We start from the raw sequence: 12,654 nt of genomic DNA, 5'->3' as shown, positions 1-12,654 counted from the left end.
ATTATTGTACAAGCTTGGTGAAGCGTTGGATACGGCGTCCGTCTGATTCGACGGACTGGAGCCAATTGGTGAGCGGACGGATGAAGCTCAGGCGGTCGCCGTATTGGGCTTGATACACGACGCAGGGCTCGGTGGTGGCTTCGAGTAGCGCCAGCTGGAGTACCTGGTATTCGCCGCCCTTGTAATGGCGGTAGCGTGCGCCGACGGTGACGAGTTTGCCCGCGGCTGCGAGGTCTTGCTTGAGATCGGTCACGGTAGCAGGTGCTTTTTAACGATCGAAACCAATGTGTCGTGGACATGGCTGTTGGAAATGATGGCGCCGCGGATGGGTTGGTCATAGCGCTGCTCGCGCCCGTAGAGATCGGTGACGGTGCCGCCGGCCTCTTCGACGATGAGCTTGAGCGCGGCAATGTCCCAGGGCGAGGTAAACGCGAAGGTGGCGCCCGAAAACTGGCCAAGGGCCACGAGCGTGCCTTCGTAGGTGATGCACAGGTACGATAGCCCCCAAATTCCTTGCTCCATGAGCTCGGCGTTGAGGCCGGCGATGTCGAGTTGCTCGGTTTTGTAAACGGCGACCCCCACGTGAGTGTTTTTCAGGGAGATATGGGAACTTACTTGGAGGCGTTGATCGTTGACGAAGGCTCCTTTGCCCACGGTGGCGCGATAGAGCCGCTTGGTGTACGGGTCGTAAATGACAGCGACTTCGGGCTTGCCCGCAACTACCAGGGCCAGCGAGAACGTGCTGGTGGGCACGCCGAGGGTGTAGGGAAATGTGCCGTCGATGGGGTCGCAGACCCAAACGTGGGTGGCGTTTGGCTCGAGGTGACTCCCCTCTTCGGCGAGGATGCTGTGGGTGGGGTAGGTTTGCCGGACGGTGTCGATGACGAGCTGGTTGATTTTGAGGTCGGCGACGGTGACGGGAGTGTTGTCGGTTTTGGTGTCGCGGTCGATTCCGATCTGGAAATGCTCGAGCATGATGTCGCCGGCCTGGTGGGCCAGTTTGGTGGCAAATGCGAGATACGTTTCGTGGTCGATCAAAATGCCTGTCTTCCTTGGAGTGCCCTGCCGAGCGTAATTTGGTCAGCATACTCGAGGTCGCCCCCTACGGGCAAGCCGCGGGCGAGCCGCGTGAGCTTGACGCCGGTGGGTTCGAGTTGAGCACGGATGTACATGGCGGTGGATTCGCCTTCGAGCGACGGGTTGGTGGCGAGGATGACTTCGTCGACTCCCCCGCTGCGCACGCGGGTGATGAGGCTGGCGATTTCGAGGCGGTCGGGGCCCATGCCGTCGATGGGCGAAATGACGCCGCCGAGCACATGGTAGAGGCCCTGGTACTGGCCGGTTTTTTCGACCGCCACCACGTCGAAGGGCTCCTCGACGACGGCGATGAGATTGTGCAGGCGGCTGGGCGAGCGGCAGACCTCGCATTCATCGGCCTCGGCAAAATTGAAGCAGACGCGGCAATTGCGCACGCCGGCGTGGAGCCCATCGACCGCGGCACCGAGGGCGCTGGCGCGGGTGGGGTCATTTTTGAGCATAAAAAAAGCCAGTCGTTCGGCCGTGCGCGGCCCGACGCCCGGGAGTCTACCGAGCTCGGTGATGAGGCGTTCGACGGATGAGGGGATGATTTGCATGACTTTTTAAGTTTATCAGAATTTAACCGGCTCCCTGGAATTACACGGTGCATGATATTATGGCAAAATGGAACAGAGAGAATTTGGATCTCCGGGTGATCGGGATCACTTTAAGGGGGCAAAGGACTTGCTCGCCCAATTGCAGGGCGAATCCGTAGAGGGTCCGGAGTTGTCAGAGTCTGCGCGTAGTGTTGAAGCTGAGTCGACACGCAAAACCCTGGCGGAACGCCATCCGGACTGGCCACCAATAGCATTAGATTTTTATTTTGCTCCGCATGGAAGTGCCAAAGATATCCCCGATTTGCCTGGGAAGCTTCAGGGGGCTGATGTTTATTTATACGAAGCGGCCAGGGGGCGTAAGGGGCTTAGCCGAATGCAGGAGCTGGCAGATGCTAACCCAGCTGATTTTCCCGCTGACCATATCGAGACGGTTGTTGATACCTTTTATGGATCAGACGAATCGATCCGCGGCACTTTTGATGAAGCGCAGCTCCGGGCGCTGTATGGGTCCGGGGTAGTAGTGGGTCATATTGATTTGCGAGCCGAGGAGGAAGAGGAGGATCATGAGATAGCGGAGAAGATTTTCGAGGCTTACGCTCGCCCTTACGATAAGACGGCGAGTTTTGATGAAGTGCTTGCACAGGTTCGAGGACGAGCGACTGACATTGCGAAGTGGCAACATAAGCGAGAGCAAGTTATGTTGGAGCGTCTGGAGCCGGAACTCGAGGCTATTTTGGAGCGCCACCCCGAACTTAAGCAAAAATCAGAATTAAGGGTAGTCGATAGTGTAGGGGCTTTTCATACGGCGCTTCATCATGAGGCGGTTCGGACGATGGGCGTGGAAGCAACGCGTAGCTTCCCGGGGCGCCCCTATTCTTTTAACTATCGTGGGGAATTAGAGAGAAGCATGAGATTTGGGAAGGAGCCGAGTCGCGATCTCTTGGCGAAGGCTTATATCGAGGCAGTGTTTGATCCTATTTTAGATGGGTTTATTGAGGACCGGCCGGTTGATAGGCCGAGTAGTGATTTGCGGGATAATACTGAATGGGCTATGTATACGCGGAAGATAGCCTCTGCATTTCCGACCGAAGAGATTGAATATATTCACGATCTTCGCCGACACAATGAGCTGGCCGACGAAGACATTATCACGATCATATCGGATGTGCACGGCCTAGGACCCTTGCCTCGCACAATGGCTAACGTTGGTTCTTATTTACGCACGGACGCTACGCAATAAGCCCCATTATATCGCGAAAATCGGTGATGGCGTGGGTGGGGCGGTGCGCCAGCATGTCCTCGAAGTCGTAGAAAGGGGCGTGCTGGGGTGGGAGAAAGAGGATGGAGTCGATGCCGGCATTGTGGGCGCTGCCGATGTCTTTTTCGGTGTCGCCGATCATGATGGCCTGGTCTTTGATGCCGCCCAGGGCGGCTAGGGCTTTTTGGAGCGGTTCGGCGTGGGGTTTGTGGTGGGTGACGTCATCGCCGGTGATGACGATGTCGAATAGCCCGGTGAGCTCGTGGTGCTGCAGGGCGGCGTCGATCATGGGTCGCCAGCCGGTGGTGACGAGGGCGAGGTTTTTGCCGCGGGACTTGAGGTGTTGGAGGACCTCGAGTGCATCGGGGTACAGGGGGGCCTGAGGTAGGTTGGCGGTGACTTCGTCCCGGATGTCGTTTATAGCGGCGCGGGGGTTTTCCACGCCGAGGCGGGCGAAGGCTACTTCAAAGTGGCCGAGGCTGGCACCGAGGGTTTGGTCGTCGGGATAATGCCCGTGGCGGGCCAAAACGCTGCGCGTGGCGGCCATCCAGAGGTCGAGGGTGTTGGCGAGATTGCCGTCCCAGTCGAGCAGAATGTATTGGTAGTGTTTTGCCACTCGGTCTACAGCCCGGGTAGCCCCAATCCGCCGGCGACGCTGCGCATTTTTTCGGCGGCAAGCTGCTGCGAGCGAGTGATGGCTTGGGTGATGGCGGATTCGATCCATTTTTCGACCTTGGCCATCTCGGTGCCGCGAATGACGGCTTCGTCGAGGGTGATTTTTTGGATTTTTTGCTCGCCGTTGATGCGCACCTTGACGGCGCCATTTCCGGTCTCTACCTCAATGATTTCCTTGGAGAGTGCACTCTGAATTTTCTTGAGCTCAAACAGGGCCTTACTTTTTTCGAACATGGGTATGCTCCTTACGCTATGTTGTGACAGACCCGCCCGCTTGAATAATACTTATGCTAGAATCAGTTTATACTCAAGGGCATCATGAAGTCTTACTCCAATCGTACCATAGCCAAGCTCGCACACATCATACAGAACCAACAGGCCTGGATCGCCGGAGGGCTGCTGGCGGTGATGGCGGTGCTCGGTTTTGGCAGTATGGCCGGCAATTCGGCCATCGTGGACGAGGTGGCGCACATTTCGGCGGGATACTCGTATTTGCATTATCAAGACTACCGGCTTAACCCGGAGCACCCGCCGCTTCTCAAAGACTTGGCGGCGCTGCCGCTGCAGTTTACGCCTCTCAAATTTCCGCTCGACCTGCCAGCGTGGAAAACGGATGTGAATGGTCAGTGGGAGACGGGCTGGAATTTCTTGTATCACTTGGGCAACGATGCCGACAAGATTCTGTTGTTGTCGCGGCTGCCGTTGTTGCTGCTGGCGCTGGCCTTTGGGGCGGTGCTGTATTGGATCGTGCGGCGGCGTTGGGGCACCGGCACGGCTCTGCTGGCGCTGTTTTTCTATGCGCTCAGTCCGAATATTTTGGCTCATGCCACGCTGGTGACGACCGATGTGGGGGCGAGTATCTTCATGGTGATCGCACTGGCGGCGTTTGTGTGGTTTGTGGAACGGCCGACGAAGATGACGTTTTGGTGGTTGTCGCTAGCGATTGCGGGCGCGCAGCTCGCGAAGTTTTCGGGAATTTTGTTGTACGCGTTTTTGGGTTTGGTAAGCATCGGTTTGGCTCTGGTGTTGCGGCGTCCGGCGAGCCTGGGGGCGCGGATGCGAACGTACGTGGGCGGCTTGGTGGGGGCGAGCGTCGTCAGCTTGGCATGGGTGTGGCTGTATTACATTCCGCAGGTGTGGCGGATGCCGACGGCGGTGCAGGATGCGCTCATCCAGGGATCGTTTGATAGCCGGTTTCGGGCGCTGGCGGATGGTTTGGCGGCCATCAACCACTTGCCGCTGATGAAGCCGCTGGTGCAGTATTTGCTTGGTGTGCTGATGGTGTTTGGGCGCGTGACGGGCGGGAACGTGACGTACTTTAACGGGCAGGTGTCGAACCAGAGTTTTCATACGTATTTCCCGGAGCTGTTTGTGCTCAAGACCCAGATTGGGCTCTTGATATTGATGGTGGTGTTGGTGGGGCTCGTGCTGTGGGCGTGGCGCGGCACCCCCAGGCGTGAGTGGCCGGCCCGCTGGGCGGCGTCGATTCGGGGTCATTTGTTTGAGTGGGTGCTGGGTTTGTTTGCGGCGTTTTATTTTGGGTTTTCGACAGCCGGTAACCTGAATTTGGGCATTCGGCACATTTTGCCCGTGTATGTGCCACTGTTTGTATTGGTGGCGGTGGGTACGGTGAAGCTGATGCGGCGGCTGGCGGCTGGGCGCTGGGCGCGTCAAGCGGTGGCGGCATTAGCGCTGCTTTTGGTGTGGTACGGCGGCAGCACGGTGGCGACGTATCCGAGCTACTTGTCGTACTTTAATGAGTTTATCGGTGGCGGGGCGAATGCGGGGCGTTATTTTTCGGACTCTAACGTGGATTGGGGTCAGGATCTGAAGCGGCTTGTGGGCTACGTGAAGGCGCATCCGGAAATTCATCATATTGCGGTGGATTACTTTGGCGGCGGCGTGCCGCAATACTACTTCTGTCAGCGGCGGTATGACGATGCGGGTAATTTGGTGACATTGGCGGATGGGTATGATTGTTCGCGGAGCGTGTTTGAGCAGTGGCGGGCAGATTATGGACCGTATAAGGGCCAGTACATCGCGGTATCGGAGACGTTTCTCGAGAACGACCGGTTTTACGCTCAAAAGGATCACCGGCCGGGGTATGAGTATTTGCGCGTGCGCCAACCCGTAGCCCAGATTGGCAATAGTATTTACGTTTATAAACTGTATTAGTATCGGGCTTTGTGAGTGTAGTGAGCTTGGCGGTAGCGACCGGCCCAAATGCCGGCCCGGATTTTGAAGGGATCGAGGAAGCCGCTGAGGGCAACCTTGATGATGGAATCTCCGACGAGGCTGGTGCCGGCGGTTTTGGGGTCTTTCCAGTCGGGGGTGTCGAAGTATTCGATGGGGTAGTGGAGCTGACGGGCGATGGCGAGAATCTCCATGTCGAAGCTCCATTGGAGCATGGTCATGCGGCTGAAAATTTTTTCGGCGGCCTCGGCCTCGAAGACTTTGAAGCCGCACTGGGTGTCTTTGATGCCGGGCACCACGAGCACTTGGGCGGCGATGTTGGCGGCTTTGGATACGAACTTGCGCGTGAATTGCTTGTGAATCACCAGGAGGTTGCGCACGGCGATGCCCACGACGCCGCCGCGATCCATGAAGGCTTTGACGTCGTCGAGGTGGTGGAGCGGGGTGGCGAGGTCGGCGTCCATGAAGAGGCGGTAGCGGCCGCGGGCTTCGAAGATGCCCAGCCTCACGTCGCGGCCCTTGCCGACTCGCGGGCCGGCCTGCACGAGGCGGAAGTGTTTGAACAGACGGGCTTGGGCGGCCGCGATTTTGGCCGTGCCGTCAGGGCTGTCGGCGGTGACCACGATCACCTCGACCTTACCGTAATCGCGGGATTTGAGAAAGGTGGCGAGGTCGACGAGAGCGTCAGCGATCCGAGCGGCCTCCATGTAGGCTGGAATGATGATGCTCAGGTCGATGGTAGGTTCGCTCATTTGGTGGTTTCGTAGGTGTAGTAAATTTCGATTTGGTTGAAGCCCGAATAATGCGGGTGCAGTACCCCGCCGGGGAATTTGGCCTTGAGTATCTTGACGGCGGCGTCGCGGGTGCTCGTGGCGATGTAGAATTCGCGGCTGGCAGTGGCGATGGGCAGTCCGGCGAGCGCGGTGGTGTCGAGCAGGCGGTAGTTGGCCAGGTCGTGGTCGAGGTATTCGAAGACGGGAACTTGATCGGCTCCCACCACCACAAATCGTTCGCCGTTAAATTTGTCGGTGCGCAGGTGGGTGGCCATTTGGGTGGTGCCTTCGTTGTAGGCGACGTAGACCGCGGTGGAGCCGGCCCAGGCGCGGAAGTATTGGGTATAACCCTGGAGCAGCGATAGGGCTAGGAGCAGGATGATGGCGGCTTGGCCGGTGGCCCTAGCGGCGGAGTTGATCGGGAAGGTGGCGTACCAGAGCTCGAGCATGTAGGACGTACCCAGGCCCACGAAGGCAAAGACAAAGGGCATGGCTCCGACGGCCCAGCTGGCGTTGGGCGTGCCGGCTCCGGCCAGAAGCGCTGGGCTGAGCATGACAAACGCGAGCAGGAGCAATATGCGGTAGCGCTGGCGATGGAGTCGCGAGATGCTCACAAGCAGGCCGGCTATGAGCATGAGGCCCACGAAGGCGTTGAGAAGCGGCTCGCCGGCGAGATTGTGGCGGTAATTTTCGTCGCCGTGAACGTTGAACATGAGCAGGACTTTCACGATGTTGTCAGCGAAGGCGCCGGCGGTTTTGACGAGGCCGAGGGCATGGGGAGCAGATTTGAGATTGGTGAACGATGTGGCTGTGAGGTAGGCCAAGACAGCGAGACCGAGTGCCAAGATGCTGGAGCCGACGAGACGCGCGCGGGTGATTTTGAGCAGATTGTGGTCTTTGGCAGATTTGACCACGGCGATGCCGACAATGGCGAGCGTGAATATCCAGCCGATGGGCCCGCTGAGTAGGTTGAGTGCCAGGGCGGCGCCGAGTGCGGCGTAGGCGATCAAGCTGGGCTGGCGCATGACGCGGCCGCAGAGCCAGAGCGTGAGCGGTATCAGGACTGGCGGGAGGGCCGATTCGAGGCCGCCTCGGCTGAGGGTGACGGCCCAGGGCGATACGGCGAGCGTGAGGGCGCCGACCCAGGCGATGCGGGGGCTAAACCAGTCGCGCAGCCAGAGCCAGGTGGCGACGACGGCGAGCGTGCCGAGCACTGCGGCCCAGAGCCGTAGGCTGAGTGCGGTGTGGCCAAATAGGCCGATAGCGGCTGCCTGGAGCCAAACCCATAGCGCGGAGTAGCCGTTGGCGGTGTTGAGGGCGGGAAATCCGTGGGTGGTGTCGAGCTGGAGTGCCTGCACCCCGATGCGCGCGGAGGTTTCGTCGAGCCCGGGCGGAAGGCTGCCCAGCTGATAAAAGCGGAAAAATGCGGCGGTGCCGGTGATGAGAGCGAGACCGACTGGGGTCCAGTACCGGCCGAGCCAGGCGAATGGTGGGGTGATTGCGGGTGGTTTTGTCATTACGAAAACACTACCTTTTTATACATTATGTAATTCCAGACGAGACTAACGATGGTCGCGATGGCCTTGGCGCCGTTTTTGGCCAAAAATTGATCGTGGCCGAAAATGCCGAGCATATGGGCGGCTGCTAGCCCCAGCCCAATCGGCGCTAGCCAGATTTCGGTGAGCAGCTTGATTGTGACGGTTTGGAGTACATATAAGCCAAAAGCGGTGACGGCGAAAAAGATGATGCCTTGGCGCCAGACTGAGCCATTGCCGTTATCTTTTTTGAACACGAGGTGACGGTTGGCGGTAAAGCTAAACAGCATTGCCACAGTGGTAGAGACGATGTTTGATTGAATGAGCGTAAAGCGGAATATGCTCGAGAGGAAGTTGAACACCGCGAAGTCGATAAGGGTGTTGAGGGCGCCAACTAGGCCGAATTTGCTAAAACGGACTAAATCGTGACCGCGGAGTACCTGTTTGTTTAGCACGAATACCTCTGGTGTTGATGGTTTAAAGCATAACCGATTCGAGTACGCGCGTAAACGTTACCCATGAGACCGGAAACTGTTGGGGGCGTCGGTGAACCGGCGTTGTTCGGGGTGGAAGTAGAGTTCGACATCACCGATGGGGCCGTTGCGGTGCTTTTTGATGAGCACCTCGGTGGTGTTTTCGTCGGCTTGTTTGTCGTAATACCAGGGACGGTAGATGAATGCCACCACGTCGGCGTCTTGCTCAATGGAGCCGGAGTCGCGCAGGTCGGAAAGCTGTGGGATGGGCGGGTTGCGGGATTCGACGGCGCGGGAGAGTTGGGAGAGGGCCAGCACCGGCACATTGAGCTCGCGCGCGAGGCCTTTGAGCCCGCGCGAGATTTCGGAGACTTCTTGCTGGCGGCCTTCGAGGCTGCGCGCGCCGCCGGAGATGAGCTGGAGGTAGTCGATGACGATGAGTCCGAGGCCGTGTTCGGCTTGGAGGCGGCGGGCCTTGGTGCGCATTTCCATGACGTTGGTGAGCGCGGAGTCGTCGATGTAGAGCGGGGCTTCGGACAGCTCGGCCATGGCTTCGTTGATGCGCGGGAAGTCGTCGTCGTCGAGGGCGCCGGTGCGCAGTTTCCAGGAGTCGATGCCGGATTCGATGGCCAGGAGCTGGTCGATGAGCTGCTCCTTGGAGACCTCCAGGCTGAAGAAGCCGACCGGTATCCCCTCTTTGGCGGCCACGTGGTGGGCGATGTTCATGACGAGCGTGGTCTTACCCATGGACGGGCGGGCGGCCAGGATGAGCAGGTCGGAGTTTTGGAGGCCGGCCAGCAGGCGGTCGAGGTCGCGGAAGCCGGTGGGGATGCCGCGGAGTTTGTCGGCGTTGGAGTGCATTTCGTTGAGGCGGTCGAAGGAGTCGGTGAGAATGGAGCTGATGGGGATGAAGTTTTGCTTGAGGTTTTTTTGCGAAACTTCAAAGATGGTTTGCTCGGCTTTGTCGAGGAGGGCGTCGAGCGGGGTTTGCTCGTCGTAGCCGTAGCCGGTGATGTTGGAGGCGGCGGCAATGAGACGGCGCAGGGTGGCTTTGTGCGACACGATGCCGGCGTAGTGGACGACGTGAGCCGCGGTGGGCACGGCGCTCGTGAGGCTGGCGATGTAGGCACTGCCCCCTATCCGCTCGAGTTCCCCGGCGGCACTGAGTTTGTTTGAGAGGCTGACGATATCGATGGGCTGGCGTTGCTCGTAGAGATCCATAATGGCGGCGTAGATGAGGGCGTGGCGATCAACGTAGAAATCTTCGGCCGACACAATGTCGGCGACGCGAATGATGGCGTCTTTTTCGATCAGGATGGAGCCGAGGAGGCTGGTTTCGGCTTCGAGGTTTTGCGGCGGGATGCGGCCGGCCGAAACCTCGCGCGCCAGAATCTCGCCGATGGATGGGGCGGCTGGTTCGTCGCGACGACGTTTGGTGCTTGGCTGAGCCATTAGTCTACGACCTCGCCACCGAGGATTTCGAGAGCCGAGGATACGAGTTCGGCGGTGGCGTCGCGTTTGCCGCTGCGAACAGCCTTGGCGTTTTCGGTGGTGCGCGATGCGAGCCGCAGCGAGCGGCCGTAGACCTTGGCCATGGCGGATTCGATGGTGGTGCGGTTGGCGGGTTTGAGGAAGAGGTCGCGGTGGAAGTTGAAGCGAGGCTTGACGGTGACTTCATCGGGGCTGAATTCTACCGGGTACATCTGGAGGAGTGCGGCCAGCGAATTGTTTTGGGACTTGATGAGAATGAGCACTTTGGGCCAGAGGTTGGCTTCGGCTGTGGCCGGCGTGGCGGTTGCGGCGGGGGCGGCTGGGGGTGGTGGTGCGGCGACGGTCGGGGTCGCGATCGGGGCGGGTTTGGCGGCTGCGGGCATGGGTGGCGTGGGGAGAGCGGCGACGGGGGCGGCTGTGGCGGTTTGGGGCGCAGCGGTGAGTTGCACGAGCCCGGCCTCTAAGGCTAATTGGGGCCAGCTAGAGCGAGAAATTTCGATGAGACACGAAATGACGGTGGCAGCATGGGCGGCCTCGACGGTGGAGCTGAGCTCGCGCACAACGTCGTCGGTCGCCGGGGCAGCGCCGGTGATGGTTAGCAACAGGTTGCGCCACAGGCCCGCTAGCTGGGCAGCCACGGTGCCGGCTTGGGCACCGGCGGCGTCGAGTCGGGCGGCTACAGCGAGCGCTGCTCGGGTGTCGCGGGCGGCAATAGCTCGGCTGAGCGCGGCTAGCTCCTCGCCCGATGAGTAGCCAAGGAGCTCGCGTACTCCGGCGGCGGTGATGGTTTGGGTGCCGGCGCCGGCTAATTGGTCGAGCAGGCTGATGGCGTCGCGAAAGCCCCCGCGAGCGGCCGTGGCGATGATGTTGAGCGCCTCTGGCTCGGTCTTGATGCCTTCGCTGGCGGCAATGCGCTCGAGATGGATGGTGAGATCGGCCTGGCTGATGGGTTTGAAGGCAAAGGCTTGGGTGCGCGACACGATGGTTTCGGGTAGCTTGTGGGCTTCGGTGGTGGCCAGAATAAACACGGCGTGGGCCGGCGGTTCTTCGAGGGTTTTGAGGAGCGCGTTGAAGGCTTCGGTGGTGAGCATGTGGACTTCGTCGATAATGTAGACTTTGTAGCGGCCTTGGGTGGGGGCGAGGTTGACCTTGTCGCGCAGATCGCGGACGGCGTCGATGGAGCGGTTGGAGGCGGCGTCCATCTCGATGATGTCGAGTGATGAGTTGATGGCGGTGAGGCAATTGGGGCACTGGTTGCAAGGCTTGGGATCACCAGTGCAGTTGAGCGCGCGGGCGAGCAGTCGGGCGACACTGGTTTTGCCAACGCCGCGAGGACCGGTAAAGAGATAGGCATGGCGCAACCGGCCGCTTTCGAGGGCGGCTTTGAGGGTGCGGACCACATGATCTTGCCCCACCACTTCGGAAAAATTTCCGCTGCGATATTTACGATACAACGCTAACTCAGCCACGGCCTAGCCTCACTTCCCCTCACTTCAGACTAGAATTATATCTGATTGGCGGACGGCTTCATAGTGGATAACGCTTGCGGTTATGCAGAGGTGGCGAGGTGGGCGGCGAGCTGGCGGGCGGCCTGACCGCGGGCGCTGAAAGCATTCTTTTCGTCGGCGGAGAGCTCGGCGTTGGTTTTGGTCTGGCCGTCGGCGAGAAAAATGGAGTCAAAACCGAAGCCATTCTCGCCTCGGGGGGCGACGATTTGCCCGTGGTGCTGGGCCGAGAAGTAATGGGTAGCGCCACCCGTGTCTCGGTATCCGATGGTGACCTGGCTGGTGACAGAATGATCCTCGTAGTGCGTCACGAGCTCGGCCAGGCCTGCCGGCCGGAGCGCGTCGAGAAACCATTTGACGAACGTGCCGGGAAGTGGCTTGATACAGCCGAATGTAAGCATGGTGTCTTCGACGATGAAGGTGCCGTCGTGGTGAGCGGCGGCTTGGGTGAGCTTGTGCTCGATCACGACTTGCGGATCGAGGCTCTGGATCTCGTCGAGGTCGAGCTTGAGCTGCTGGATTTCGGGGATTACTGCCTGGATTTCGCGAAATTTGCCGGCGTTGCCGGTGATGAAATAGAGCGAAGCGGACGGTTTAGCCAATTACGGCCTCGATAGCGGCCCATTCGGCTTCGCCTTCTTCGGGGATCACCATGGTGACCTGGTCGCCGGGCTGGGCCTTGAAATACGTGACGCTGGCAAATAGCACATGGTATTCCTGACCGCGCGCTTCTACGAAGTAAGCACCATCTTTGAGATTGAGGGTGCCAATGAGTTTTTTGCGCTCTACGGGGCCGATCTGCTTGTAGATGAACGTGCCGTCATCGCCGATGATGAGTTTGAGTTGGTCGCCCTGAACGAGCTTGGATTTGCTGGCATAGTTGGCTGGCACTGGGTAGGATTTGCCGTCGGGACCGATCATGTGCTGGCCGTCGAAGCCGCCCTCGATGACCTTGCCGGTGCTGCCCGTGCTGCTTTTGGCTTCGGCTACCGAAACGGTTTCGTCGGAGCCAATGAGGCTCGTGAGGAGCTCTTTCGCGCCGGCCAAATTGGTTTCAGCCGATTCGATGAGCTTTTTGAGCGTCTTGAGTTGTTTTTCCGTAATATCTGCCACCCAA

At 59.4% G+C, this 12,654-nt stretch carries 14 protein-coding genes; 2 read left to right on the top strand and 12 right to left on the bottom strand.

All coding sequences use genetic code 11. The annotated features are described in order from the left end of the window. Nucleotide 1: 1 nt before the first annotated feature. The 3 genes from VMT30_07680 to recR are packed head-to-tail and all read right to left on the bottom strand — an operon-like array spanning nucleotide 2 to nucleotide 1,628. Nucleotides 2-253, bottom strand: a complete 252-nt coding sequence (locus VMT30_07680) for a DUF1653 domain-containing protein (GenBank protein ID HVQ44810.1) — start codon at nucleotides 251-253, stop codon at nucleotides 2-4. After that, nucleotides 250-1,038 (bottom strand): inositol monophosphatase, encoded by a 789-nt coding sequence (locus VMT30_07675; protein HVQ44809.1) that lies wholly within the window; start codon nucleotides 1,036-1,038, stop codon nucleotides 250-252. The genes VMT30_07680 and VMT30_07675 overlap by 4 nt, the downstream gene beginning before the upstream one ends. Then, a complete protein-coding gene (gene recR, locus VMT30_07670) occupies nucleotides 1,035-1,628 on the bottom strand; it encodes a recombination mediator RecR (protein HVQ44808.1) in 594 nt (197 codons plus the stop codon). Before recR ends, VMT30_07675 begins: the two co-directional genes overlap by 4 nt. 73 nt (nucleotides 1,629-1,701) lie before the next feature. On the opposite strand from recR, the gene VMT30_07665 reads away from it, so the two are divergent. After that, nucleotides 1,702-2,874: a hypothetical protein gene (locus tag VMT30_07665; protein HVQ44807.1), complete on the top strand. Its 1,173-nt coding sequence runs from the start codon at nucleotides 1,702-1,704 to the stop codon at nucleotides 2,872-2,874. Here the strand turns inward: VMT30_07665 and VMT30_07660 are convergent. Together VMT30_07660 and VMT30_07655 are read right to left on the bottom strand one after the other, a co-directional pair. Further along, on the bottom strand, nucleotides 2,864-3,508 hold the full coding sequence (locus VMT30_07660; GenBank protein ID HVQ44806.1) for an HAD family hydrolase: 645 nt from the start codon (nucleotides 3,506-3,508) through the stop codon (nucleotides 2,864-2,866). The genes VMT30_07665 and VMT30_07660 overlap by 11 nt on opposite strands. 5 nt (nucleotides 3,509-3,513) lie before the next feature. After that, the gene (locus tag VMT30_07655; GenBank protein HVQ44805.1) at nucleotides 3,514-3,801 is read right to left on the bottom strand and encodes a YbaB/EbfC family nucleoid-associated protein; all 288 of its coding nucleotides are present in this window, start codon (nucleotides 3,799-3,801) and stop codon (nucleotides 3,514-3,516) included. An 84-nt stretch (nucleotides 3,802-3,885) separates the two neighbouring features. Here VMT30_07655 and VMT30_07650 point away from each other — a divergent pair, with 84 nt between their 5' ends. Beyond that, the gene (locus VMT30_07650) at nucleotides 3,886-5,742 is read left to right on the top strand and encodes a glycosyltransferase family 39 protein (protein ID HVQ44804.1); all 1,857 of its coding nucleotides are present in this window, start codon (nucleotides 3,886-3,888) and stop codon (nucleotides 5,740-5,742) included. On the opposite strand, the gene VMT30_07645 is transcribed toward VMT30_07650, so the two are convergent. From VMT30_07645 to VMT30_07615, 7 genes are all read right to left on the bottom strand, one after another. Then, the gene (locus VMT30_07645; protein HVQ44803.1) at nucleotides 5,739-6,512 is read right to left on the bottom strand and encodes a glycosyltransferase; all 774 of its coding nucleotides are present in this window, start codon (nucleotides 6,510-6,512) and stop codon (nucleotides 5,739-5,741) included. The two genes, VMT30_07650 and VMT30_07645, sit on opposite strands and share 4 nt — an antisense overlap. Then, nucleotides 6,509-8,050, bottom strand: coding sequence for a glycosyltransferase family 39 protein (locus VMT30_07640; GenBank protein HVQ44802.1), 1,542 nt, complete (start codon nucleotides 8,048-8,050; stop codon nucleotides 6,509-6,511). Before VMT30_07640 ends, VMT30_07645 begins: the two co-directional genes overlap by 4 nt. Beyond that, nucleotides 8,050-8,523, bottom strand: a complete 474-nt coding sequence (locus VMT30_07635; protein HVQ44801.1) for a GtrA family protein — start codon at nucleotides 8,521-8,523, stop codon at nucleotides 8,050-8,052. Before VMT30_07635 ends, VMT30_07640 begins: the two co-directional genes overlap by 1 nt. A gap of 57 nt (nucleotides 8,524-8,580) precedes the next feature. After that, nucleotides 8,581-9,993 (bottom strand): replicative DNA helicase, encoded by a 1,413-nt coding sequence (gene dnaB / locus VMT30_07630; protein HVQ44800.1) that lies wholly within the window; start codon nucleotides 9,991-9,993, stop codon nucleotides 8,581-8,583. Further along, complete coding sequence (dnaX, locus tag VMT30_07625; protein HVQ44799.1) at nucleotides 9,993-11,501, bottom strand: DNA polymerase III subunit gamma/tau; 1,509 nt, start codon at nucleotides 11,499-11,501, stop codon at nucleotides 9,993-9,995. The genes dnaB and dnaX overlap by 1 nt, the downstream gene beginning before the upstream one ends. An 80-nt stretch (nucleotides 11,502-11,581) precedes the next feature. Further along, nucleotides 11,582-12,139, bottom strand: coding sequence for a non-canonical purine NTP pyrophosphatase (locus VMT30_07620; GenBank protein ID HVQ44798.1), 558 nt, complete (start codon nucleotides 12,137-12,139; stop codon nucleotides 11,582-11,584). Further along, nucleotides 12,132-12,650, bottom strand: coding sequence for a hypothetical protein (locus VMT30_07615; GenBank protein ID HVQ44797.1), 519 nt, complete (start codon nucleotides 12,648-12,650; stop codon nucleotides 12,132-12,134). Before VMT30_07615 ends, VMT30_07620 begins: the two co-directional genes overlap by 8 nt. Nucleotides 12,651-12,654: the final 4 nt, after the last annotated feature.

Source organism: Candidatus Saccharimonadia bacterium, from assembly GCA_035544015.1.
GTDB lineage: Bacteria > Patescibacteriota > Saccharimonadia > UBA4664 > UBA4664 > UBA5169.
The sequence above is the reverse complement of the archived record's forward strand: the minus strand, read 5'-3'. Positions and strand labels throughout refer to the sequence as shown.